This is a genomic window from Fictibacillus fluitans (assembly GCF_030418125.1).
GTDB lineage: Bacteria > Bacillota > Bacilli > Bacillales > Fictibacillaceae > Fictibacillus_C > Fictibacillus_C fluitans.
Genome location: NZ_JAUHTR010000005.1, coordinates 12,598 through 36,231 on the forward strand (window position 1 = coordinate 12,598; position 23,634 = coordinate 36,231).

23 protein-coding genes are annotated in these 23,634 nt (G+C 45.6%); 8 read left to right on the forward strand and 15 right to left on the reverse strand.

Translation table 11 applies throughout. The features are described 5' to 3' along the window. Nucleotides 1–15 precede the first annotated feature (15 nt). The 4 genes from QYB97_RS10710 to QYB97_RS10725 form a co-directional block, all read right to left on the reverse strand. Nucleotides 16–663 (reverse strand): TetR/AcrR family transcriptional regulator, encoded by a 648-nt coding sequence (locus QYB97_RS10710; protein WP_301165997.1) that lies wholly within the window; start codon nt 661–663, stop codon nt 16–18. 400 nt (nt 664–1,063) lie between these two features. Beyond that, on the reverse strand, nt 1,064–1,771 hold the full coding sequence (pssA, locus tag QYB97_RS10715) for a CDP-diacylglycerol--serine O-phosphatidyltransferase (RefSeq protein ID WP_301165998.1): 708 nt from the start codon (nt 1,769–1,771) through the stop codon (nt 1,064–1,066). Between the two features lie 102 nt (nt 1,772–1,873). Continuing rightward, complete coding sequence (locus QYB97_RS10720) at nt 1,874–2,293, reverse strand: MarR family winged helix-turn-helix transcriptional regulator (protein ID WP_301165999.1); 420 nt, start codon at nt 2,291–2,293, stop codon at nt 1,874–1,876. 46 nt (nt 2,294–2,339) lie between these two features. Next, nucleotides 2,340–2,792 carry a MarR family winged helix-turn-helix transcriptional regulator gene (locus QYB97_RS10725; protein ID WP_301166000.1) on the reverse strand — a complete coding sequence of 151 codons (453 nt, stop codon included), beginning with the start codon at nt 2,790–2,792 and terminating at the stop codon, nt 2,340–2,342. 232 nt (nt 2,793–3,024) lie between these two features. Here QYB97_RS10725 and QYB97_RS10730 point away from each other — a divergent pair, with 232 nt between their 5' ends. From QYB97_RS10730 to QYB97_RS10750, 5 genes are read left to right on the forward strand one after another with little or no spacing between them, the layout of a single operon-like run. Next, nucleotides 3,025–3,663: a biotin/lipoyl-containing protein gene (locus tag QYB97_RS10730; protein WP_301166001.1), complete on the forward strand. Its 639-nt coding sequence runs from the start codon at nt 3,025–3,027 to the stop codon at nt 3,661–3,663. Between the two features lie 45 nt (nt 3,664–3,708). Further along, nucleotides 3,709–5,328: a DHA2 family efflux MFS transporter permease subunit gene (locus QYB97_RS10735; RefSeq protein WP_301166002.1), complete on the forward strand. Its 1,620-nt coding sequence runs from the start codon at nt 3,709–3,711 to the stop codon at nt 5,326–5,328. Between the two features lie 31 nt (nt 5,329–5,359). Beyond that, entirely contained in the window at nt 5,360–5,887 is a 528-nt protein-coding gene (locus QYB97_RS10740) for an NAD(P)H-dependent oxidoreductase (protein ID WP_301166003.1), read from the forward strand. 10 nt (nt 5,888–5,897) lie between these two features. Next, nucleotides 5,898–6,323 carry a hypothetical protein gene (locus tag QYB97_RS10745; RefSeq protein WP_301166004.1) on the forward strand — a complete coding sequence of 142 codons (426 nt, stop codon included), beginning with the start codon at nt 5,898–5,900 and terminating at the stop codon, nt 6,321–6,323. A 57-nt stretch (nt 6,324–6,380) separates the two neighbouring features. Then, a complete protein-coding gene (locus QYB97_RS10750) occupies nt 6,381–6,845 on the forward strand; it encodes a CBS domain-containing protein (protein WP_301166005.1) in 465 nt (154 codons plus the stop codon). 24 nt (nt 6,846–6,869) lie between these two features. On the opposite strand, the gene QYB97_RS10755 is transcribed toward QYB97_RS10750, so the two are convergent. After that, nucleotides 6,870–8,429 carry a fatty acid--CoA ligase gene (locus QYB97_RS10755; RefSeq protein WP_301166006.1) on the reverse strand — a complete coding sequence of 520 codons (1,560 nt, stop codon included), beginning with the start codon at nt 8,427–8,429 and terminating at the stop codon, nt 6,870–6,872. Between the two features lie 243 nt (nt 8,430–8,672). Here QYB97_RS10755 and QYB97_RS10760 point away from each other — a divergent pair, with 243 nt between their 5' ends. After that, nucleotides 8,673–10,952 (forward strand): SH3 domain-containing protein, encoded by a 2,280-nt coding sequence (locus tag QYB97_RS10760; RefSeq protein ID WP_301166007.1) that lies wholly within the window; start codon nt 8,673–8,675, stop codon nt 10,950–10,952. Nucleotides 10,953–10,994: 42 nt separating this feature from the next. On the opposite strand, the gene QYB97_RS10765 is transcribed toward QYB97_RS10760, so the two are convergent. From QYB97_RS10765 to QYB97_RS10795, 7 genes are all read right to left on the reverse strand, one after another. Next, complete coding sequence (locus QYB97_RS10765; RefSeq protein ID WP_301166008.1) at nt 10,995–11,864, reverse strand: cation diffusion facilitator family transporter; 870 nt, start codon at nt 11,862–11,864, stop codon at nt 10,995–10,997. Between the two features lie 496 nt (nt 11,865–12,360). Further along, entirely contained in the window at nt 12,361–12,540 is a 180-nt protein-coding gene (locus QYB97_RS10770; RefSeq protein ID WP_301166009.1) for a hypothetical protein, read from the reverse strand. Nucleotides 12,541–12,598: 58 nt separating this feature from the next. Next, nucleotides 12,599–13,918, reverse strand: a complete 1,320-nt coding sequence (locus QYB97_RS10775) for a DUF4179 domain-containing protein (protein ID WP_301166010.1) — start codon at nt 13,916–13,918, stop codon at nt 12,599–12,601. After that, nucleotides 13,911–14,435 (reverse strand): sigma-70 family RNA polymerase sigma factor, encoded by a 525-nt coding sequence (locus QYB97_RS10780; protein ID WP_301166011.1) that lies wholly within the window; start codon nt 14,433–14,435, stop codon nt 13,911–13,913. The genes QYB97_RS10775 and QYB97_RS10780 overlap by 8 nt, the downstream gene beginning before the upstream one ends. A gap of 216 nt (nt 14,436–14,651) precedes the next feature. Then, complete coding sequence (locus tag QYB97_RS10785; RefSeq protein ID WP_356948176.1) at nt 14,652–15,284, reverse strand: cupin domain-containing protein; 633 nt, start codon at nt 15,282–15,284, stop codon at nt 14,652–14,654. Between the two features lie 124 nt (nt 15,285–15,408). After that, the gene (locus QYB97_RS10790; RefSeq protein ID WP_301166012.1) at nt 15,409–16,587 is read right to left on the reverse strand and encodes a toxic anion resistance protein; all 1,179 of its coding nucleotides are present in this window, start codon (nt 16,585–16,587) and stop codon (nt 15,409–15,411) included. Then, nucleotides 16,577–17,239 carry a 5-bromo-4-chloroindolyl phosphate hydrolysis family protein gene (locus tag QYB97_RS10795; protein ID WP_301166013.1) on the reverse strand — a complete coding sequence of 221 codons (663 nt, stop codon included), beginning with the start codon at nt 17,237–17,239 and terminating at the stop codon, nt 16,577–16,579. The genes QYB97_RS10790 and QYB97_RS10795 overlap by 11 nt, the downstream gene beginning before the upstream one ends. A gap of 389 nt (nt 17,240–17,628) precedes the next feature. Between QYB97_RS10795 and QYB97_RS10800 the strand changes: the two genes are divergently transcribed. Continuing rightward, nucleotides 17,629–18,420: a peptidoglycan-binding protein gene (locus QYB97_RS10800; RefSeq protein ID WP_301166014.1), complete on the forward strand. Its 792-nt coding sequence runs from the start codon at nt 17,629–17,631 to the stop codon at nt 18,418–18,420. A 160-nt stretch (nt 18,421–18,580) separates the two neighbouring features. Beyond that, complete coding sequence (locus QYB97_RS10805; protein WP_301166015.1) at nt 18,581–19,477, forward strand: tyrosinase family protein; 897 nt, start codon at nt 18,581–18,583, stop codon at nt 19,475–19,477. A 60-nt stretch (nt 19,478–19,537) separates the two neighbouring features. On the opposite strand, the gene QYB97_RS10810 is transcribed toward QYB97_RS10805, so the two are convergent. The 3 genes from QYB97_RS10810 to QYB97_RS10820 form a co-directional block, all read right to left on the reverse strand. After that, nucleotides 19,538–21,415, reverse strand: coding sequence for a Xaa-Pro dipeptidyl-peptidase (locus QYB97_RS10810; protein ID WP_301166016.1), 1,878 nt, complete (start codon nt 21,413–21,415; stop codon nt 19,538–19,540). A 228-nt stretch (nt 21,416–21,643) separates the two neighbouring features. Then, nucleotides 21,644–22,582, reverse strand: coding sequence for a transporter substrate-binding domain-containing protein (locus QYB97_RS10815; protein WP_301166017.1), 939 nt, complete (start codon nt 22,580–22,582; stop codon nt 21,644–21,646). 165 nt (nt 22,583–22,747) lie between these two features. Further along, complete coding sequence (locus QYB97_RS10820) at nt 22,748–23,617, reverse strand: SPL family radical SAM protein (RefSeq protein WP_301166018.1); 870 nt, start codon at nt 23,615–23,617, stop codon at nt 22,748–22,750. Nucleotides 23,618–23,634 lie beyond the last annotated feature (17 nt).

Here is a 23,634-nt window from a genome sequence, read left to right on the forward strand (position 1 = left end):
GGCAGCAGCCTCCCGTCATTTGTAAAATGCTTGTTTAAACATATCAATATAAGCTTTCGATTCAGCAAATACTTCATCATAATCCAGCTCCTGCTGACTTAATTTCGCTTTCATCAAGTATTCTTCACTTAAGCCCTGGAACGTCCACATCATACTTTTTATGGCTTTCGGCAGGTCCAGATCTTCCCGGAACCGGGAATGGTCAATACCGTCAAACAGCCATGTGGAGCTGTTCGCTGTGAATTCCTTGATCTTGCCTTGAAAATCGCTTCGGATCTGCTCCGACTCCTCCAGCATGGCTTTTTCAAAGAAACGAAAAATATCGGGATACGTTTGGAGCAGTTCCACCTTGATCAGCGTCATGTCATGAAGCCGTTTAAAAAAATCAGGCTCCTCCATGACTGTCTTTTTATAAAAATCCTCCATTACGACCTCAATACAATGGTCAAACAAAAACAGGTAGAGTGTTTTCTTGTTCTTGAAATAGTGAAACAGCAGCCCTTTCGAAATGCCTGCCTCCTTCACAATTTCATTGGTCGATGCATGGTCATACCCTTTCTGGACATATACTTTTATCGCAGCATTTAAAATTTTGATTTGCTTCTCGTCATCGAGACTGAAAAATTTGGAATTCAAGAGCAGCACTTCTTTCATTTTTCTCATTGACCACTTCGGTCAACTTCAGTATATGCTGATTGACCACTGTGGTCAACGTTATCTTTTCGACACAGATTACATATCCTGTTAGTTGCTTCAAGAGTAACTTTTATAGAGACTTCATCGATCAGTTGATTGGAGCGGAAGGTGCGAGACTCCTCGAAAATGAAAATCACATTTTCTTCGTGCGATGAATCGCTCCCGAAGCCTTCCTTGTCCTGCAGAGGAACGTGACAGGTGAGACAAGGTAGGCGTTTACGCCGGTACACAGGCGCTTGCGCCGGTGGGGCTCAGCGCACGCCCTGCGGAAAGCGAGCATCCTGAAGCGGAAAGCAACTGCCCCCAGCTACCTTTAAAAGACACAAAAAAAACACCCATCCTTTTTTAAGAATGGGTGTCTCTCGTGTTATCTTCCACGCTTCCATTTCGGGAGCTTTGGCTCTTTTACCTGGATGAAGCGGATAATGATGAACAGGATGTAAATGGCCAGGGCCACATAGAAAAATACGGGAACTTTTTCAAATCTCGCTTTGGCCAAAAGGTAGAACATATAAAATAAAAACAAGGTAACAATCACGCCGTTTTTTGGCAGCCGTATGCTTTTAAAGCTAGGTATCTTAATGGTACTGACCATCAGAACGGCCAATCCGTAAAAGGCGACGAGAAATATCCACAACGGAATGGTTTTAACGAACAGTACCAGGAAGGTAACGATGGCGCCTGCCATTGTAATCGGAATGCCGGTAAACCGTTTCAGCGATTCCTCTGATGAGGTTACATTGAAACGCGCCAGCCGGTACGCCCCAAAGACAGGGAAAATCCCGGCCATTGCAACACCGTATATATAATGGAAATCCGCCAAATACGTATGCGCAGCTAGAAATGCAGGAGCCACTCCAAAAGAAACCACATCGGCCAGGGAATCAAGTTCTTTCCCCATTTCGTTGGTTACTCCGAGGATCCTCGCCACCCTGCCGTCCACCGCATCAAGCATGATTGCGATAAAAATCAGGATAGTTGCGTTTTTGCTGTCCCCGTCAATAATATAGCCGATTGAAAAAAAGCCGCAATAAAGGTTTCCGAGCGTAAGCAGATTGGGTATATGCTTCTTCATGTAGCACGTCCTTTGTATGTAAACTATACCCTTCTATACTAATGCATTTTATGGAATTTACAATTCCTTTTCCTATAATATACGGCTAATTTCCTACTTCCATTACATTTTTATTTTATTTAATAAGGAAATAAACGTTTCCATTTCCTCTTCTGTCAATTCTTCAAATGTTTTTTCATAAAAACCCTGCAAAATGTTCTCCATTTCCGCTGCCATCTGTTTTCCTTCAGCGGTAATGGACAAATAGACGATTCTGCGGTCTTCGCTGCTGTGGGTCCGCTTCACCAGTCCGCGGTTGATCAGTTTGTCACTCGTAACAGAGATGTGGCTGTTGGTTACATTCAGATGATCCGCAATTTCAGACACCATCTGATCGCCACAGCAGTTCAACACTTTCAACACTGCATATTCATTATAAGGAATATAGTCTTTTAGCAGCGGATGAAAACAAGACCGGATCTTCTTGGTTTGACTCCGGTAGCTGATTACTAAATCCTGTACGAGCCGTTCTCTGGTTTTCATAATAAAGATCTCCTTGCTTTTGAAGCAGCTAGTCGCTTGAACGGGCTTACTTTACCTTCTCGCGGATGCCTGCTTCTATTTTTTTTAATAAACGAATATATTCTTCCTGCTCTTCCTTTTCCAGCGTGGAAAGCATCTCCATCCAAAAATGATCCCTTTTTCTCAGAATCGTTTCCACCAGGTTTTTCCCGTCGTCTGACAGAACAATCCACACCACACGCCTGTCCTTCGCATCGCGTGTCCGCTGAATCAAATTGTCATTCTCCAGCTGGTTAAGAAGTGTGGTCGTGGCCCCCGAAGTCAGGCCCATTTTGTTCGATATATCAACCACCATGCACTTATGGTTCTCAAAAATCATTTTCAATACGGAGTACTTGGTTGCTGTTAAGCTATATGAGAATTCCTTCATTTGGTCTTCGATAAATGCCCGCCGCAATTTAAAGAAGGTATCTTTGATCTTGTCGAGCTCATTAATCTTCCTTTGCATTAGTTCGTCCATACCCTTTTCCCCTCTGCCTTCCTATGTTCAATATGATGATAAATTGTCCCGAAAAATTAAAGTGTAAATTTATTGTGCCCATCATTTCTTTGTGGTAAAGTGTTTACTTAGACAATACCTTTATCATAAAGTATCTTTGCTAAAAAGTAAAACTTAGAGAAAAAGGTATATCTCATAAATAGTTAATTGTCCGACACAGTTAACAACATTAACCATTAAGGAGGAAAACTAAATGTCAAGAGGCCGTTTACTCATGACCAACATCGTCGCATTTATTGTAGTACTTGCTTTAATTGCAGGAGGAGCATACTACTATGTTCAAAACAACAACTATGTGACAACCGATAACGCGAAAGTATCAGGTGATCTTCATACCATTACAGCTCCTGCAGACGGAAAACTTTCCGGATTTAATCTTGAAGAAGGAAAAAAGGTCGCCAAGGATGATGAGCTAGGAAAAGTTTCCGGAGCTGAAAAATCAATGTCTGTCAAAACTCCAGCGGATGGAACCATCATTAAAAAACAAGCCAGCAATGACCAAATGGTTCAAGCTGGTCAAACACTTGCAAGCGAAGTAAATATGGATTCACTTTATGTGCTTGCCAACATCAAAGAAGATGAACTTAACGATATCGAGGAAGGCGACCAGGTAGACGTGACTGTGGATGGGGATGACGATACAACCCTTGAAGGAAGCGTTGAAAAAATCGGTTATGCTACCAACTCTCTATTTTCTTTAATGCCAAAATCCAATGATGACGGCAATTATACGAAAGTAACACAAACTGTACCCGTTAAAATTTCAATTACGAATTCTTCCAATAAAGTTTTACCAGGTATGAACGCAGAAGTTAAAATTTCCAAGAACTAATCATTAAATTTAACTTACTACTTCCGAAGAAAGGAGGAAGAATGAATGACAGATGAATTACAACAACCACAAGACGCACATGGAATCAGAAAATATATTCCTTTGCTGGTTATCCTCATGGTCGGATTGTTCCTTGCCATCCTGAACCAGACATTGCTGAACGTGGCCATTCCCCACTTGATTACGGAATTTGGTGTATCAGCCAATACTGCGCAATGGTTATTGACCGGCTACATGCTCGTCAACGGAGCGCTTATTCCATTATCACCGTTCTTGATTGAGCGGTTTGCGGTTCGCCGCCTGTTTTTATTTGCAATGTTTTGCTTCACCCTCGGATCACTGATTTGCGGTATAGCTACAGGGTTTCCGGTCATGTTAATCGGTCGTTTAATCCAGGCAGTTGGCGGTGGTGTTCTCGCTCCCCTCGTCATGACCATCATTCTGTTTATCTTCCCGCCTGAAATCCGGGGCCGTGGTATGGGTATCTTTGGTCTTGCCATGATGTTTGCACCGGCCGTTGGTCCAACCCTTTCAGGTTGGGTTGTACAAAATTATGACTGGCATCTTCTTTTCACAGGAATGGTTCCTCTGGGAGCTATTGTTCTGATATTTGCCTTTTTCAGACTGAGAGACATTCAGCCAGCCAAAAAAGTAAAAGTGGATGGACCATCCGTCGTTACATCACTGGCCGGAATGGCGCTGCTTCTTTACGGCTTCAGTGAAGCAGGAAATGACGGCTGGGATGATGCTGTAGTACTCTCCACCATGATTGGCGGTGCAGTGCTGCTAGCGATTTTCGTCATCCGCCAGCTTCGCATCGAAAAACCTTTGCTGGATATGCGTATTTTCAAATACAGCATCTTTTCACTATCCAGTGTGATTAACGTCGTATTAACCATCAGCTTGTTTTCAGGGATGTTCCTGCTTCCGATCTATCTGCAAACCATCCGTGGATATTCTCCATTGGATTCCGGACTGCTATTACTGCCCGGTGCATTGATCATGCTGGTCATGTCCCCTGTTTCAGGTACACTTTTTGATAAAATAGGACCTCGCCCTCTTGCCATCTTCGGTATGGCGATTACAACAGCAACAACATACTATTTCACAAAATTAACGATGGACACACCGTATTCATTTATTGTGATGCTTTACATGTTCCGCATGTTCGGGATGTCATTCCTGATGATGCCGATCATGACGGCTGGTTTAAACCAGCTGCCGAAACATTTGAGCAGCCACGGTACGTCCATGTCGAATACGCTCCGTCAGGTCAGCGGATCGATCGGAATCAGCTTGATTACAACCATTTTTACCAACCGTACAACATTTCACATGAACGAAATGGAAGGCGCCATGAACACAGCCGATCCGTTCTTTATGGCATCTTTCCATGAATTTGTACAGAAAGTAGCAATGACCTTGCATCTGCCGGTCTCCCAGGCACAGTCACAGGCTGTTCAGCTCCTGGCCGGAAGAGCAAGCCAGCAGTCAAGCATTGCCGGTATTAATGATGCATTTATCTGGTCTACCGTAATTTCGGCTATCGGCTTAGTGCTGAGCATTTTCCTTCGTGACGTACGTAAGGATAAAGCCAATGTATCTGCTCCTGAACAGAAGAAGGAAGAAGTTCTTCTTCTGCCGGCGCCTAAAAACGTGTCCTGACGCATTACTTTACTAAATGGAGGAATGTTTGATGAAAATTTGTGTAGTCTATGACAGTGAAGGTGGACATACTCAATCCCTTGCAGAAGCGATCGCGCGCGGAGCAGAGCAGGTGGAAGGAGCAACGGTTTATCTTCAGCATGTGGATGAAGCGGATGTTTATGCCCTTCCGGAAATGGATGCCATCATCTGGGGCTGCCCCGGACATTTTGGAACCATCAGTTCAGGGTTGAAAACCTGGATCGACAAGCTCGGCTATTTATGGGCCGAAGGAAAATTGATCAATAAAGTCGGCGCCGTGTTTTGTACGACAGCGACCACGCACGGCGGTCTGGAAGCTACACTGCTTAACTTGATCACACCGATGCTTCACCAGGGAATGATCATTGCCGGCCTTCCTGGCAATATCCCTGAAAATGCTCTGTATGGTTCATATTATGGAGTCGGAATAACTTGTCCGATTGAAGGGAATGAACTTATTACAGAGGATGATCAGGCACTTGGCCGGGCATTGGGAGAACGTGTAGCCACAGTGGCACGACAATTTACAGAACGGTAGGTGATGAAACATGCTCCCGATTTTATTCATTGCAGTTGCCGTAATTTTGATTGTTGCCTTGATTGTAATTAACACAAGGGCTTTTTCATCACGCAACCAGGAGGATTCTCCTGTTGATGAGCCGAAACAGTCTCCAGACACAGATAAGCCTGTGGGAGAATTTCTCAGCGAAGAAACGTCCGCAGCTGTTGATCATCATCAAGAGCAGGACCAAGAGCCGGCTGCTCCATCATCACCAAAGGGGAAGGCACCTGCAGTTGCTAGTGACCCAAATTCCATGGGTGACGATGAATACCGCAAAGCCCTGCAAAAACTAAAAACCAAGCCTTCTCCTCCTGCTCCTGCAAAGGCCAGGGAGAAACTGTCCATGAAGGACAATGATTACCGTAACGCACTGAAATCCATGCAGCAAAAACGGGATAATGAAAAGCCATAGAAAATTCTATGGCTTTTCTTCCATCCTTTTTTAAATCTAACTGATAAGAGGTGCCTTATGAAAGTAAAAGAATTCATGATTTCAAATGTCATTACTGCCAGACCCGACGATACCCTTCAGGATGTGATGAGCCTTATCGTTCATAAAAAGATTGGCGGCCTGCCCATTGTGGACGATGAAGGAAAACTGCTCGGCATGGTCTCTGACGGCGATATCCTGCGCGCCATCAAACCACGCGAGCGGCAGATTTATGATTTCTTCACCTTTGTCATCTATGAACAAAAGCAGGAACTGGAACAATTCCTTAAGGAACTGGGAGAAGTACCTGTCATTAAAATTGCCAGGAAGAACGGACTGATTACTGTTTCACCAGATGATGAAATGGAAAAAGTCCTTCAGCTGCTGGCTAAGCATCATTTTAAAAAACTGCCAGTCATTAATGAGGAAAAACGTGTGGTCGGCGTGATCAGTCGCGGAGATGTGATTCGCAAGATTGAACAGACCATACTCAAGCAGCTGTAAAAGCAGTCCTACGGGGCTGCTTTTTTATTGTGCAGAAAGTTCGGTGTACGTGTTACGCAATAAATACTTCTGTATTTTCCCGCTTGCGTTTCTCGGCATTTCCGGCACAAAGACAAATCTTCGCGGGCGCTTGTAATCAGCCAGTTTGCTGCTGTTCCGGCAAAACTCATCGAGTTCCAGCTCCGTCAGGTTTTCATCCTTTTTGACCACAATGGCGGTTACCCGCTCGCCCCACTTTTCATCGGGTTCTCCAAGCACAGCCACGTCCAGAACACCTTCATGTTCGTACAGCACATCCTCCACTTCCCGCGGATAAATGTTCTCACCGCCGCTGACAATCATGTCATCGATGCGGTCCGAGACAAATAAATAGCCCTCCTCATCCATATATCCAATGTCCCCGCTATGATACCATCCATTGTATAGGGCTCGCTCTGTCGCCTCATTTCTTTTGTAATAGCCCTTCATCACACTCGGTCCCCGGACAATAATCTCCCCCTGCTCTCCTGGCGGGAGAATTTCATCGGGATTGGACGGGCCTGGACTTCCCGGTTTCACTACCCGAATTTCATGATTGAAGCATGCTTTCCCGGCAGAGCCCGCTTTGCTCTCCTGTTCATCCTCAAACAAAAAGGAGATGGCCGGGCCCATTTCTGTCATGCCATAGGCCTGCACAAGGCGAATCCCCATTTTCTCCCCCAATGCCCGCACCAGAACCGGCGCCATTGACGCACCGCCATAGAGACCAAACCTCATGGAGGAAAGATTATAGGCATCCAGGTCCTCCTGCAGCATCATATTCCACATCGTAGGCGCCCCGAACATCACCGTGATTTTTTCATGCTGAATGGTCTCCAATACTTGTTTCGCATCAAAATGATGAAGGATCACTGTCGTGCATCCATTATGTACGCGCGGTAAAAAGGCGCAATGGAGCTCCGCACAGTGGAACATGGGAGCTGCCGTTAAACCCCGGTCAGCAGGCCTAAGCTGCAGCGCATGCATGCAGGTCAGGCTCTGCTCGATCATGTCGCGGTGCCTGTGCAGGACTCCCTTGGGATGTCCTGTTGTACCACTTGTATACATAATCGCATAAACATCATTCTCATCAAGTTCCACTGCCGGTTCTGCAGCCTCTGCTGACAGAACCCGCTCGTGAAAGCTTATGGCCTGTTCAGGAACATTTTCGTCCGTCGACCAGAAGGACACAAGCGGAAACTCATCAAACAGGAGTTTCACCTGATCCTCCAACGCTTTTTCATAAATAAAAAGAGCAGGCTTCGAATCGTTAAGAATGTACGATACCTCGCCTGACTTTAATCGGAAGTTAATTGGATTCAGTACGGCACCAATCTTTGCACACGCAAAATAAACCGTCGCGAACTCACTTGTATTGTGCATGAAAACAGAAACAATATCTCCCTTTCCCACACCTGACGATAAAAAAGCTTGGGCAACACGGTTCACATATTGATTCCATTCTTCATATGACCACCTTTTTCCCTGCGACACATCCACAAGTGCTTCCTTTTTCGGATACTTTTTGACACTTTGATCAAACAGCTTTCCAATTGTCGGATACATATCGTTATTCCTCCCACTTTTAGTGTAGAAACAAGCTTTGGCATGCAGGTCAGCTATGCTGATGAGCATTTTTATTCTGATATGTATTACTTCCCCAGGGTTACGGAAAACCCTTGAATTTCTAACTCGAAAAAATTTTTATGAATTATTAACCATTTTAATTAAACTTTTCCTCTGCCTGCCGATAAACTTCATAGATTCAAAATTTTATATGTTTAATGGATTAGGAGAGATGGAAAGAAAATGAAAAAATCATTTGTTACGGGGATATGTTTCGCTGTTCTGACAACAGCTGCCTTATATCAAAGTCTTCATGCGGATGCGATATCCGCTCAGGAAGCAAAAACAAAGTATGTAAATGTCAGTGCCACTTCAAGCCTGAACATGCGCAAAAGTGCTTCTGCAAATGCTGCCATCATTGGGAAACTGATGAAAGGCAACAAGGTCATCGTGTATTCCGAAAGCAAAGGGTGGGCCAAACTGAAATACAGCAACAAGCTTGGGTATGTAAGCACAAAATATCTCATTGCTTCAAAGCCTTCAACGGCCAAGGCAGCTGCTGTACCAAAACCAACAACCAAATATGTTACAGTGAGTTCAGGCGGGAGCCTTAACCTGAGAAAAAGTGCCACAGCCGCATCCTCCGTTATTACAACCCTGAAAAACGGTCTGGCCGTTACGGTTTATTCTGAAGCCAGCGGCTGGGCGAAAATTAAGGCAAACGGTAAAGACGGCTATGCAAGCCTTAAGTATTTAACTGTAAAAAAACCGGTGGTCGCAGCTCCCAAGCCTTCAGCGCAGAAAACCGTTACGAAATACACTGTACTCAGCTCAGGCAGTAACCTGAAGGTCTACAAAAGTGCATCAGCAACCTCAGCAATTGTTACCACACTTAAAAACGGTTTAGCCGTTACGGTCTACTCCGAAACGAAAGGGTGGTCAAAAATTAAAGCCAATGGTAAAGATGGGTTTGTCAGCAGCAAGAACCTTTCTGACAAAAAGCCAGTCAGCAACGTACCTCAATCAGCAGCACCCACATTCACAACGAAATACGTGACGGGAGGAAACCTGAACCTGCGCACAGGGGCATCCGCCAAAACAGCAGTCGTTACAGTGCTAAAGGACGGATCGCCGGTTGACGTCTACGCCGAAACCAATGGCTGGGCAAAAGTAAAAGCAGGCGGCAAGGACGGCTATGTCAGTGTGAAATACCTAACGGAAAAGAAGCCGGCGGCTCCTGCACCAAAGCCAGTGCCAACACCTGCACCAACACCGAAATCCGTGCGGGCTCCGGCTTCAAAACCTGAACCGGCTCCCGTTCCGGTACCAGCACCAGTACTAGTGCCAAAGCCAGAGCCTGAACCAGCAGCAGTTCCGGCTCCAAAACCAATACCAGCTCCTGAGCCTGTTTCGGTGGTTAAGTTTGTTACCACAGATACTTTGAATATGAGATCAGGCCCGGCTACCTCCTATTCCGTGGTGCTACAGCTGGCGCATGATACAGCAGTAAACGTGCTCTCTGAAGAAAAAGGATGGGCAAAAGTAAACGCGAATGGGAAAACGGGCTATGTCAGCTCCTCCTACCTTACTGTAAAAGGAGACCCTGTACCGTCTTCGGATTACGAAGCACTTTATGGCAGGAGCCTTGATGAGATGGTTGCCATGCAGATGAAAGTAAATCCGCAAACCGATCTTTATAAAAACTATATTCACCAAAGTGCAGTGACTGTTTCAGGCACAACGGCCACCGTGTCAGGAGATAATTGGAATGTAAGAAATGGTGCCGGAACAGGGTTTTGGTCCCTTGGCACAGTGAACAACGGAACCAAACTAAAAGTTCTTGGCAGTGTTAAATCATCAGAAGGAATATGGTACCAGGTCGCTTATAAAACATGGGCCAACGCAAGCCCGGATGACGTGAAATACTATCTGGATTCCAGCAATTTCAAAAATGATCCGGTAAAATCTTATCAGTTTATTAAACTCTCACAATCGGCCAGTTTGAATACCGATGAGGTCAATCAACGCATACTCACCGGTAAAGGTATCCTTCAGGGGAAGGCCTCAGCCTTTATTTCCGCAGGGGAAACCTACCATATCAATGAAATTTACCTGATTTCCCATGCGCTGCTTGAGACCGGAAACGGAACCTCAAAGCTCGCAAAAGGCATTCAATACAACGGAAGAACAGTCTATAACATGTACGGTATTGGAGCAGTGGACAGCGAACCAATCAATAAGGGAGCCGCAAAGGCTTATGCCGAAGGATGGTTTACACCGGAAGCCGCAATCATCGGTGGTGCCAAATTTATCTCCCAGGATTACATCCAGGCAGAGCAGGACACGCTCTACAAAATGAGGTGGAATCCGCTCGCAGCGGCAAACAGCGGAAAAGCAAGCCATCAATATGCTTCGGACATCGGCTGGGCTGCCAAGCAGACCACGCAAATGCATAATTTGTACAGCCTCTTATCTTCCTATAAAATCATTATGGAAGTACCGGTTTATGCACCAAAACAGTAATACAAAAGGGACACTCTTTATTAGAGATGTCCCTTTTGTTCATTAATTGGGTTCTACATGAACATGCACATTATAGACGTCATGCTTTTTGACAAGCGTGTTCTCCACGATGGTTGATATGTCGTGAGCGGCCTTGATATCGAGCGTCGATTTTACAAATATCACAATATCAACGACCGCATTATTCCCATAGTTCCTTGCCTTAATTTCTTTTACCCCTTTCACACCCTCCACGTTTTGAATGGTTTCCCGGTAGGAGCGGATCAGGTTTTCATCAAATCCATCGGAAAGCTGATGGGACGCATCTCTAAAAATATCCCACGCGGTTTTACAGATCAAAAAACCTACAACAAGGGCAGTAAGCGGGTCAAGCCACGGCAGATTCAGCTGGGAGCCGAAGATCCCCACTGCGCTTCCGATACTCACCCACGCATCAGAGAGGTTATCCTTCGCTGCTGCATTAACGGCAGAGCTGTTGATTTTATTTGCCAGCGCATGATTGTATCGATATACAAAATACATAACAGCCGCACAAAACAATCCCGTCCATCCGGCAATGACATCAGGTGATTCCTTTACTCCTGAAAACATGGAGGATACCGCTTCAAATAATACCTGAAGTCCAACCGCCGCCATAATAAATGAGGCGGTTAATGATGCAATCGTTTCACTTTTCCAATGGCCGTATGGATGGTCTTTGTCTGGCGGCTTGCGGGACATCTTTAACCCGATCAATACCGCGATGGAAGCGATAATATCGGTCACATTGTTTAATCCGTCTGCTCTTAACGCTTCCGAATGGCTGAAGTAGCTGATCACCAGCTTCAGAGCGGACAAGCAAATGTAAGCGACAATACTGATGATCGCCCCTCTTTCCCCCAGTTTTAAATTTTGATAATGCTGCTCATCCATAAATAGCCATCCTCCAAATGTTTCTTCAATTCATATCGTAGCAGGCGCTATCCGGGTGGGTCTATAGCAACGTTTTTGGGCTTTGGTATAAAAACAACACACCTAAAAAAGTGTTGGTCAGAGGAAACGTTTGTGCCCAAAAGAAAGGGAGTGTCCAATAAATGTCTTTGAAGCTCTTGAAAGTATTACTTTCCATTCCGGGTCGCTCGCTTTTACCGGCGCTAGCGCTTTCGCAGGGCGTGCGCTGAGCCCCACCGGCGCAAGCGCCAATGTGTCTCACCTGTCACGTTTCCCCTGCAGGACAAGGAATGCTTCGGCAGCGATTCATCGCAAGAAGAAAATGTGATTTTCATTTTCGAGGAGTCTCGCACCCTCCACTCCAAGTAACATACCAATGGAGATGAAGACCCAACTCCATCCTGCCAAATGAAAAAGGAGCTTCCAGAAGTCATTTTTACTGACTTTATGGACAGCTCTCTTATTCTTGTTAATGAAATTAGAACAACCAGAAATAATCCACTGCTGCCAAAAGCACAACAGCAAGCACAGCTATTAACATCTTTTGCTTTTTCGTTAATTTTTTGTAAAACGAATACCGCTTGGATTCATCATGAAAAATCCAATAATCAAATGCACCAAGTAACAAGGCAAAAATCACTGCACCGGCTGCCAGCAAATTTCTTCCTCCTTTTCCTAAAGTTACGAATATAGCTGAAAAAAGATACATTGACTATCTAATGGATTCGGATTTTAACGTCGCCGTGGATCCACTTAGGATAGAAACTGAAATCAATGGTAATCGGATTTTTATATTTTTTGACAGATTTTATATCTATTCCTACTTCACTAGGTCTATGATTTGGAGTAGACCCAAATGCAGAATGGTACTCTATTTCTTTGCCATTTCCGTCGGTTGCGTTGCTAAAAGGCATAAAGTGGAATGGCTTTTTGGTATGCATCTTAAACGAAAGACTGTTCTTTTTTACTTTCATATCCCTGAATAGTTCTTTGTCAGGTTGCTTTAATATTTTTCTTTTCTCCGTATCAACTACTAATTTATCATTTGATTTATCAATAACTTGAATTTGATTCATGACCAGGTACAGTTCTTGCGTCTTGCGAAAATAATTACTTTGCAGATAATATACATGTTCATCCTCTTCCTCTTTGATGCTTGTCAATCCCGAAGAGGTTCCCCATGATTCCCAGCTTTCATCCACAAGCCTGATTCCATCAAAATTCAGTATTCTTTTTGTGTTATCCTGATGTTCCTTAAGATATACTGCTACACGCAGAGGATAAACTACTACTTTTTCAACTGTGATTTTCTGCTCTTCCACTGTGATCTGCTTATTAAGTTCATATACCTTTTTTATTTTAAGTTTTTTCGTTAAATCGAAATCTATCGCAAACTTTTCATCTAAATGATGACTTCCCTTTAGTTTAAATAACACTTTATATCTCATCTCATCATTTGGTTTTTCATAAAAGAATTCCAATTTGCCGGTGTATTGCTTTTTTCCGCTCTCCGAGTCATGCGGTCCACCGTAATTGATTCCGTTCACTTCAAGTACTTTGCCATTTCTGTTTTTTAGTTCTGTATCACTCATGTTCACTTCTTTTAGTTTCTGATTAGAGTTAATGGTATAAAACAGCACCATGCCCTCTTCATCTGCAATAGCTCCGTCGATCGTTACTTTCACTCCGTTCTTTTCCTGCGAGACACCGATTTCCTGGTAATATTTATTTTCAATGGCTGCCATACGGCCTTTATCATCTCTGATGAGTTCAACGACTTTTTCCATACCGGGGATGTTCGTCATATAATCCGCAAATACAGGAGAGAACCGAATGGACCAGAAAAACCCGATCAACAGGACAGCAGCCGCTGCCATACCGTACATCCAGCGTTTCTTTTTTACACCGCTTTTCTCTTCCGATTTTGCTTTATGGAAGCCTGCAAAAATGGCTTCATCTAGCGCATCCATGGATATTTCCATAGCATCATATTTCTTTTTCAGCTTCATTATCTGCTCTTCTTCCTTGCTATACATTCAGGCTCCCTCCCTTCTCGTCCAACCTGTCCCTCAGCATCTTCAGCGCTTTATTGAGCCAGGTTTTCACCGTTCCTTCCGGACATTGCATGGCCTGGGCGATGTCTTTTATTTTCAGATCATGAAAATATTTTAAGATTAGAATCTCCCTTGAACGTTCGTCGAGCCCCTGCATGGCATCCTTCAGCTCCATCTCAGAATGATTTTCCGATATGCCGTAAGCGTTTAATAGTTCATCGTTTACTGTCATGCGCCTGTTATTTTTCAGCTGATCGTTGCAATAATTAATCATGATGCGGATCAGCCATGTTTTAAAATAGGCAGGCTGCTTTATGCTGCGAATATTTTTATAGGCTCTGTACGTTACCTCTTGTATGGCTTCCAGCGCTTCTCCCTCATCATGAAGATACGACAGGGCAGTTCTGTACAAATCAAGCTTGTATTGTTTCATAAGTGTTAAAAACGCTTCTCCGTCTCCTTTGCTTGCGTCCTCAACCCACTGCTGTTCCTGTTTCAAATGCCGTGATCCCCCTTTTTCCTTCTCTGTTGTATATATTAGACTAATAAATGGAAAAAAAGTTTTATTTTTCAGGAAAAAATTATTAGGAAGGAATTAATTGAATCCCGATTCGTTTGCTTTCGGGCGTGTTTTTGGTTTTCCGGACAAGTCCCGCCACCCCCGTCTCCCCAACAACAAAAAAACCGCCCACTTTCAAGCGGTACGGCTCTGCAATCAAACATCAATGATCTTATTGTTGATATTAACGGTAATGCCATCACCCTCTATAGACGCGCCAGTTTTACCCTTCAGCCTGTTCTGCCGGGGTGGACCGATGACAACGGATTCCTTGATCGGGGACAGAGCCTGGGCGATTTCTCCGGGACGGAGGCCATAGGCCAGGTCGAAAACCTCTGGCGGAGTGAGACGTAGGGTGTCTGACCCTTCCGCTGTTTCAAATTGGTCATTGTTAAAAAACAAATGAAGATGCACTTTGTCAGTTACAGGTGTAATCCAGTGCCACCAGGCCATTGGAATAAAAACGACCTGTCCTGGCTTGGCATGATAACTGTGCAATTTGTTCACATCCGGATCGATGATGGAAACTACCACTTCCCCCGAAACTACTACGTCGAGTTCCCACGCGTTTGGATGCCAATGGGGCTCACGCATATGCCCCTTGCTCATAAAAAGGTTCACAAACGCCCCTCCCACCATGGCCGGAAGCTGGGTGGAGGTCACTTCGTACGCCAGGTTCTCCTCATCTCTTTTAAAAAAGACATTGCTTTTGGAATCAAAAAAGAGATTGGGTGTTCCGCTTGTTTTCTTCAGGTTCGAATTATCTGGAACAAAACCGAATCTCGTCATGAGCTGTCCCCCATCATGTTTGAATTTATGATATTCCCTACTTGTTATATTCGATGGACAAAAAAGGAATGCCATAAAAAAAAGACCATCACGCTGCTAACGGGATGGCCTTTCATCAATGATATTATTGTCCTTTGATTTCCAGCAGCTTCTGCCTCAGGCCGGTCTCCATCTGGGCCAGCTCGTTTTCGGCCAGACGGCGTTTGTGACGGCCTTCCTCCTGAATGCGGAGTGTTTCCTCAAGGGTGGACATGAGGTTTTCCTGCGTCTTCTTTAGCGTCTCGATATCAACCAGACCCCGTTCATTTTCGCGGGCTGTCTCAAGCGTGTTCGCTTTGAGCATTTCTGCGTTTTTCAGCAGCAGATCATTGGTCGTTTTGGCGACCTTTTTCTGAGCCTCCACCGCACTCCGCTGGCGAAGAAGAGTAAGGGCAATGGCGACCTGGTTTTTCCAGAGCGGAATAGCTGTCATGATGGAAGACTGTATTTTTTCCACGAGCGCCTGGTTTGTGTTTTGAATCAGGCGAATTTGCGGAGCACTCTGAATGGTGATTTCCCGGCTCAGCTTCAGATCATGAAGCCGTTTGTCCAGTCGGTCGGCAAACTGCACCATATCATTGACTTCCTGATATTTCATTTGATCGTTCGTAGCTTCCGCTTCTTTACGGAGCGAAGGAATGACCTTAGTGTTGATTTCCTCAAGCTTTAATTCCCCTGCCGCAATGTACACGTTCAATGCCTGAAAATACTCTTTGTTGTGGTCATAGAGCTTATCCAGCATGGCGATATCGGCCAGCAGTACGTTTTTGCTGCTGTCGAGCTTCACGCTGATCCGGTCAATCTGGGCTCCTGTCTTTTGGTACTTGGACAGCACTTCCTGAACCGATCCGGAAATCTTTCCGAACACCCTGCCTAACAACGAGGGTTTGTTGGATTGCAGCTCTTCCGGATTAACGGTACTTAATTTCTTCATGAGATCGTTTATGATATCGCCAACCTGGCCAACGTCCTGCTTCTTCACCTGGTCAAGCATTGTATTCGAGAACGATAGAAGCTTTGACTGTGCAGGCGAGCCATAGGTGATCATCGCCTGATGGTTTTTCGGATCAATCTGCTGGGCCAGCTGATAGGCTTTGGCTTTGTTCTCCTCCGGAAGCACGTCGATCAATTTCCGCTGGACCGCCGGTTCTTCCTGCTGAACCTCCGGAACCTTCGGCGCTTCACCGAACGGATCTGCGAGCAGGTCATCCATAATATCCAATTTATCGTCTTGATTATAAAGAGGTGATGTATTATCGCTCATGAAAATCTCCTGCTTTCGTGTCTAATTTGGTTTCTTTCAGCATTTTCATGGAATGCCTGGCAACATCCAGTTCAAAATTCAGTTCTTCCATGTCATCTGAAAGCATATGGTACAAGTCCTCTTCAATATATTCGGTAAGCTCTTTTAACGTCCTTCTTGTTTCAGAGAGGGATTCCTGTATTTCCCAGCTTTTCTTTGGCTGGCTCGACAAAAATGCATACTTCTCTGTCAGTTCGACGGCAGAATCCAGGTGAGTGAAGAAGAATCTTTCTCCTTGAAAAAAACGCCTGGGCTCCTTCTTGGTCATGCTGTATATTTTTCTCGTCACCTTCGTCAGCTCAAATCGCTGCTTTAGCGTTGGAATATCACGGATGGAAAACAGCGTCTTTTGCAGGCGCTGGATTTTCGGCTTGGCTTCTCTTAAATTTCTTTGAATGTACTTATATTCACCACGTGTGAGCTGATGCTTTTTGAGCAGCCGCCAGTTCCAGAGCATCGATGCCATTGAAAAACCGATTACCCCGCCGCCAACGGCCAAGCCGCTTGAAAGCCAAAAGGATTGGTCAAAGGCGAAGAAAGAAAGCAGCCATACGATGGCCGTGGCATTAAAGCTGCTGATGACCTTTACGACGAAACCTAAAAATCCGTTCATGTCAATCGCTCCCGATTTCACGTCTTTTCTATTACTACGAACAGAACAGACTGTGAGTTTCATGTTTAGAAAAATTTTACTATCTTCTATCATTACCATACCGCATGATGCGGAATTTCTCCATTGCCCTGTAAACGTAAAAAGACTAAGACTTAAGACGTAGATTAGAACCGAACAGAGGAAAAAAGCGGGAGCAGAAGAAGAGAGGAATCATCGCGGCACTTTCACCAATAGGGTTACCCTGCATGAGCAGGGTGCAAACGGACCCTTGGCTGATATTGTAAGGTTTATAGGAAAATAGAAGCGTTTATACCAGAATTCCCCCTATACTGTCATTTCTTGTCGAATATCTTAGAGGATTTATTACGAATGAAAAGGGGAGATTTAAGATGAAAAAATGGTTGGGGATTTTCATGGCGGCAGTTCTCTGTACAGGCTTTATGTTTCCTGGACATAGCAGTGCCGCTCTAGGCAGCCAAATGCTGTCACAAGGATCAAGCAACAATGATGTGGTTGATCTTCAGGAGTATCTGATGACAAAGGGCGTTTTTCCGTATCATACGGCTACGGGCTATTATGGATCAATTACGAAAACCGCTGTCGAGCAATTTCAAAACCAATCCCGCATTAAAGTTGACGGGGTTGCAGGATCGGAAACTATTAATAAATTGAAAGTACTGCGCAAAGGGGATATCGGCAAACCAGTTATCGAACTGCAGCGCCTGCTAAAGGCCTGGAACGCTTACAGTTCCACGGTTGACGGCATTTATGGAGACAGCACCGTTTCAGCAGTGGCTTCCTTCCAAAAAAGCCATGGACTTTCCTCTGATGGCATCGCAGGACCAAGTACATATAAAAAGCTTCGCCAAAAGAGCCCTTCTTATTCCACCAGAAGCTTCACGGTGAACAGCTCGGCTTACACAGCTGACTGTGATGGCTGTTCAGGCAAAACAAAAATGGGCATCGATCTTAAAAAATACAGCGGCGGAAAAGTAGTGGCTGTCGATCCGGCGGTAATCCCGCTTGGATCTAAAGTGGTCGTTGAAGGCTATGGTACAGCGATTGCCGCTGATATTGGCGGCGGCATTAACGGCAAAATGCTTGATGTGTTCATCGCTGACCATGGGGATGCCATCAACTGGGGCCGCAAAGACGTAAAAGTAACGGTGTATGAAAACTAAAGAGCACTGCCTGATCCCGGGACGCCTTACGGCTGAATACCCGGGATTTTTTAATGCCCTGAGCCTAATTTGGTAGCCATCTCCTATATTCGCGCTTACTATATCGAAGGGCTCTCGTAAGCGTTTGCCTATAGACGATTTTTAAAGGCAGGGATATGTGGTGGCAACCAAACTTAACGTCAGAAAAAATGTGCTCCATCTTACGGATGACGAAAAACATGAGCTGATATGTGCCATACTCAAGCTAAAGAAAAAAGGAATCTATAACCGTTACATTGCATGGCATGCTTCGGCAGGCCGGTTTCATACCCCACAGGGTGCTGACCGGAATGCGGCCCATATGGGTCCTGCCTTTCTGCCATGGCACCGGGAGTTTTTAAGGCGCTTTGAAGAAGATCTTCAAACCGTGGCCCCGGGCATCAGCCTTCCCTATTGGGACTGGGCAGCAGATGCAAGACTGCCGGATCCGAGGCAATCTCCCTTATGGGCGGAGGATTTGATGGGAGGCAGCGGAAATCCCGAGAATCATTTTGTTGTGGAAGATGGTCCTTTTACTCAGGAGCATTGGGAAACCATTGATGAAGATGGCAATCCTGACGGCGGGCTGAGGCGCAACCTGGGTGGAAGTGAAAGAGCGAGTACCCTTCCAACCGTTCGTGATGTAAAAGAAGCGTTGAAGGTTGATATTTATGATTCGCCTCCCTGGAACATGACCAGCGAGCCCAGTTTCAGGAATCAGCTGGAGGGCTTTATCAACGGGCCTCAGCTGCATAACCGTGTTCATGGGTGGGTAGGCGGCCATATGGGATTTGTACCGATTGCCCCCAATGACCCTGTCTTCTTTTTGCATCATGCCAATGTGGACCGAATCTGGGCAATATGGCAGATCATCCACAAAAAGGAACCATACTTGCCCCAGCAAAAAGGCCCTTTCGGACATAATCCAACCGATCCCATGTATCCCTGGGACACCGTGCCGGAAGAGGTTATGAACCACAGAAAGATGGGTTATCTGTATGATACGGAAGCAAAACTCCTAAAAACGAAGAAAAAATAATAGAAAAGCTGACTCTGGTAAAATACACTTTCGTGCATTTTTCTGAGTCAGCTTTTTTCATTAAAAGTCTATGGCTTGTTCTCCGCCTACGACAGGAAGCCGCAATGAGCTTCTTGGAAGCAGGATCGTGTTTTCCGCTTTCGTCGTATCCGGAACGGTCCAGTTGTCGTCACTGCCTGCAATTACCAGGCCGATACGGTGGCCGGGCTTAAAAATATAGTCTTCCGGCAAGGCATCCCACCGTACCTGATAGGGTTTACCTGGAGAAAGGGATGTAGTAACAGAAAGAGATTTATAGTTTTGCGCATCCATCCAGCTTCGGGTCACAATCTCGTAATCGGAGGTATGAGTGTTCTTTACGGTCTTTTTGTAGCAGGCATCATCTGCACCAGCACTCTCACCCCAGCAGTCTTCCTCCGTCAGCGTCGTAATGCCTTCTCCCCTGGCTTCATGGTTCACCCTTGTGTCTGTTCCATAATCCACCAGGTACGCTGTATAATTCGTATCTTCCGCATTGGTGGCTGTACTGAGTTCGATTTTCGGCGTACCGCTGAAACGGACGCTTTTCGAAAGCGGCTCCGATAAGAACAGCAGCCTGTTTTTATTGAGAGAGGCATCCGTCTGGACGAGCTGTTTTTCCGTCAAAAAAGGATTATCCGTAAAGGAGATGGAAGGGCTTTTCAAGACGGAATGCTTGGTAAGCTCTCCTGTTTCTCCCTTTTTATTGGCAGCGAGATTGATTTTTACGTAATCGGCCTGCTTGTCCGGCCATGTGGAATACGTGTTCCATGTACCTGCGGACCGTTCAATATCTGCCATTGGTTCATCCATAATGTTGTTTTTCATATCCTTCAACCAATAATCAAACCACTGATGAAGTGTGTCTACCCATTCTGACCGGCGGAAATCAAATGGATCCACGTGTCCAGTTTGAGCAAGCCAGATTTTCCGTGGAACGTTTTGTTTCGCAAGCTCCGCCCACCAGCGGGAGAATTGATTGGTTTTTACATTGTAATCGTTCAGGCCGTGAATCAGAAAAACGCTCGCTTTCACGTTTTTCACATCGTTTATGTAGTTTCTCTTATCCCAGAACGAATTGTAATCCCCGGTTGCATCATCTGATTCCTGCAGGATCTGCTGGCGGACAGGCTCGCATTGCGCCTGACGTTTGGAATTGACGACGGTTCGGGCAAGTCCGGAAGGTCCACCCTTGTAATAAGGAATTCCGCCATAGCGGTAATAGTCATACCAGGAACTGATGGCACCGATTGGGACAATCGTCTTCAATCCCTCCACCCCGGTCGCTGCCACACCATTGGCAAGCGTGCCGTCATATGATTTTCCGATCATGCCCACTTTTCCATCCGTCCAGTAGGCTTCTACTTCTTTTCCGTCCTTGTTCCATGCTTTGGCCCGGCCATTCAGCCAGTCGACAGTTGCTTTAATGCTTTCGATTTCTTCAGGTCCTCCTGTTGTCGGGCAGCCGTCCGACTGGTTTGTGCCAACCATTTCCGGCTGTGCCACCGCATAGCCCCGCGGTACAAAATAATTGTCATACCAGAGCGGAAACATTTCGTTAATGCCGTCTTTGTCTTTGTCCTTCACCTCGGATTCGTTGCCCCGCCCCAGTCTTTCATAATAAGGGGAAGCATCCATAATGACCGGAACCCGAAGAGAGCCCTCTGTCTCCTTGGGACGAATAATATCCATGGCAATCCGGTCTTTTTTTCCATTGTCGTCGGTGTCGAGGTTGGATTCCACAAATACGGTCTCGCGAATAGCATCACTATAGGCGTATTTGGGCTGTGACAAAGGCGGGTCTGATTGCGCTTTTACTGGGGACGTACTGGTTTGTGCGTGTACATAGGAAGGTAAACTCATGGAGAAAAGGGCCGTTCCGGTTACAAGAAACTTTAGTAACTTCGATCTTACTTTCATTCACATTCCTCCTTCTTTTGGCTTACCTCTTCATGTTAATCCAGTTTTTTACATCAAAATAGGGCATATGGCCTTAATTCCCCGCCTGCAAAATAACCATTGTTTCGACAGTAAAAAGCAGCATCTGTGCCGATTCGATAGGCAAGCACAACAAGCACTCTGATGGGTCCAAGTCTTTCGGCCCAAAAAAAAGGCGACCTCCGTTCTCCGGGTCGCCTTCATACAGATTTACTTGTTAAAAATGTACTTGTCTTTAAGCCGGTCAAATTCACCTTGCAGCTCCATTTCATCCATCCACAGGTTCACCCAGTTTTCATACACGGAATCGCCTCTCGGAATCATGTATGCTTTCTGGCTTTTCGTGAAGGTTTTATCGGTAAGCGCCGCATACAGCCTTGTATCCCTGCTGGCATAATACATTGCTTCGGTACTGTCTGTGATCATCACATCCACTTTTCCTTCAGCGACCATATGAGGAATATCAAGGTTGTTTTGCACAACAACGACCTTTGCCTTTTTAATGTTGGCATCGACAAATTTTTGGTTGGTTCCTCCAGGATTGACGCCGATCGTCACATCAGGCTGATCAATGGCCTCCAGGCTCGTGAACCGGGCCTTATCCTCCATTCGGATCAACGGAGATTTTCCTTCATTCAAATACGGACGGGTTAATTGCGCCGTCTTTTGACGTTCCGTATTTCGGCTCACTCCGCCGACTGCAATATCAAATTTGTCATCCAGCAGATCATCCATAAGCGTCGGCCAGGTGGTTTTTACAAAATTGACCTTTACACCCAGGTCCTTCGCCATCAGTTCTGCCGCTTCAATATCAAAGCCTTCGAACGTTTTGGTGTCCGGGTTATAAAAGGTAAACGGCTTATAGTCACCCGTTGTTCCTACACGAATGACCCCTTTTTTCATGATGCGGTCCAGCCTTGAAGCCACTGTATAATGGTTCCGCTTTTTATGAAGCACACTGCCTGAGGCACTTGCCAGTTCACCAGCCGGTACATACGGCTTGCCATTAATCTCAAGTGTGCTAAGCTGTTTGCCGTTCCATTCCAGTTCCCCTTCTTTTGTTGCTGAGGTGAAATTCATTCCACCGGCACCAATACAGGCAATAAATACGAATACTGCCATCCACTTCACGATTTTTTTGCTCTTCATATGCATCCTCCATTTTATGAGATACATCCATTATTCATAGAGCGGAAGAGCAAGTACACCAATTTTCTGAAAATTCTACAAAAGGGTTATTTAGTCTGGAGAGGAAAGTCCCGCATTCTTCTTTCCACAAAAAAAGCACAGCAGCCGCTGTACCTTTTATCTGATCTAGAAAAAGGTTAAATTTTCGCCAATTCCTGCATCCCGCTTTTCGGGGATCGGCGTAAAGCCGTCTTTGGAAAGCATAACCTCTGCCTCATCGCCTATTTGTTCCTGCATCATCTTCAGAACCACCTTATATGCGGTGGGACTGTACCACTTTTCCATTCCGGTCCGTTTGTAGATGTCGTAAATGCCGAGGCGCTCGGTCCGCTTGCCTCCGCTGCCGTCTCCCATCCAAAAGTCATCAATCGTCACCCGGTCCGCGATGGGCCGAAGCTTTTCAGGGAATTCTTTAGAGCAGGGCAGCAGCGGAGACAGGCTGGCCTGAGTAGTAATACCCGCTTCTTTGATCTCCCGCAGCGCCTGCATTCTGGCCGGAATCGGCGGGGCTGTGGGAGCAAAGGCTTTGCGGATGTCTTCTTTATCCGTTTCGATGGTCATCGATACCCGCACATGATCGCCAAATTGTTTCAGGAGGTCAATATCGCGTTTAACCAGCGGTGAACGGGTCTGGACATGAAGAAAGTCGGGCGGCAGTTCGAGCATGACTTCGAGCAGTGAGCGGGTCAGCTTCGTTTCATGCTCCAACGGCTGATACGGATCAGTAGAAGAAGCCATGAAAATGGTGACGGGCCCTTTCTTTCTTGCCTTCGCCAGCTCCTGCCGCAGCAGCTCAGCAGCATTTGTTTTGATATCCACCCAAGTTCCCCACTCCTCTTCACGATATAGGGAGATGGGGAGCTGTCTTACATAACAATAAGAACACGCAAAGGTACAGCCGGCATACGGATTCAGGGAGTGCGTAAAATCATCCAGCTGCCCCACACCGGGAGTCAATATGCTTTTCGATACAATGTCCTTCAGCTCCGCTTTCATCCTGTATACCTCCTTTT

Excerpts from the sequence above, each read along its gene's own strand:
- QYB97_RS10810 (WP_301166016.1), bottom strand. The coding sequence starts at position 21,415 with ATGAAAGTAAGATCGAAGTTACTAAAGTTTCTTGTAACCGGAACGGCC.
- QYB97_RS10775 (WP_301166010.1), bottom strand. The coding sequence starts at position 13,918 with ATGTATAGCAAGGAAGAAGAGCAGATAATGAAGCTGAAAAAGAAATAT.
- QYB97_RS10785 (WP_356948176.1), bottom strand. The coding sequence starts at position 15,284 with ATGACGAGATTCGGTTTTGTTCCAGATAATTCGAACCTGAAGAAAACA.
- QYB97_RS10735 (WP_301166002.1), top strand. The coding sequence starts at position 3,709 with ATGACAGATGAATTACAACAACCACAAGACGCACATGGAATCAGAAAA.
- QYB97_RS10760 (WP_301166007.1), top strand. The coding sequence starts at position 8,673 with ATGAAAAAATCATTTGTTACGGGGATATGTTTCGCTGTTCTGACAACA.
- QYB97_RS10740 (WP_301166003.1), top strand. The coding sequence starts at position 5,360 with ATGAAAATTTGTGTAGTCTATGACAGTGAAGGTGGACATACTCAATCC.
- QYB97_RS10750 (WP_301166005.1), top strand. The coding sequence starts at position 6,381 with ATGAAAGTAAAAGAATTCATGATTTCAAATGTCATTACTGCCAGACCC.
- QYB97_RS10730 (WP_301166001.1), top strand. The coding sequence starts at position 3,025 with ATGTCAAGAGGCCGTTTACTCATGACCAACATCGTCGCATTTATTGTA.
- QYB97_RS10755 (WP_301166006.1), bottom strand. The coding sequence starts at position 8,429 with ATGTATCCGACAATTGGAAAGCTGTTTGATCAAAGTGTCAAAAAGTAT.
- QYB97_RS10745 (WP_301166004.1), top strand. The coding sequence starts at position 5,898 with ATGCTCCCGATTTTATTCATTGCAGTTGCCGTAATTTTGATTGTTGCC.
- QYB97_RS10720 (WP_301165999.1), bottom strand. The coding sequence starts at position 2,293 with ATGAAAACCAGAGAACGGCTCGTACAGGATTTAGTAATCAGCTACCGG.
- QYB97_RS10815 (WP_301166017.1), bottom strand. The coding sequence starts at position 22,582 with ATGAAGAGCAAAAAAATCGTGAAGTGGATGGCAGTATTCGTATTTATT.
- QYB97_RS10725 (WP_301166000.1), bottom strand. The coding sequence starts at position 2,792 with ATGGACGAACTAATGCAAAGGAAGATTAATGAGCTCGACAAGATCAAA.
- QYB97_RS10795 (WP_301166013.1), bottom strand. The coding sequence starts at position 17,239 with ATGAACGGATTTTTAGGTTTCGTCGTAAAGGTCATCAGCAGCTTTAAT.
- QYB97_RS10790 (WP_301166012.1), bottom strand. The coding sequence starts at position 16,587 with ATGAGCGATAATACATCACCTCTTTATAATCAAGACGATAAATTGGAT.
- pssA (WP_301165998.1), bottom strand. The coding sequence starts at position 1,771 with ATGAAGAAGCATATACCCAATCTGCTTACGCTCGGAAACCTTTATTGC.
- QYB97_RS10820 (WP_301166018.1), bottom strand. The coding sequence starts at position 23,617 with ATGAAAGCGGAGCTGAAGGACATTGTATCGAAAAGCATATTGACTCCC.
- QYB97_RS10710 (WP_301165997.1), bottom strand. The coding sequence starts at position 663 with ATGAGAAAAATGAAAGAAGTGCTGCTCTTGAATTCCAAATTTTTCAGT.
- QYB97_RS10765 (WP_301166008.1), bottom strand. The coding sequence starts at position 11,864 with ATGGATGAGCAGCATTATCAAAATTTAAAACTGGGGGAAAGAGGGGCG.
- QYB97_RS10800 (WP_301166014.1), top strand. The coding sequence starts at position 17,629 with ATGAAAAAATGGTTGGGGATTTTCATGGCGGCAGTTCTCTGTACAGGC.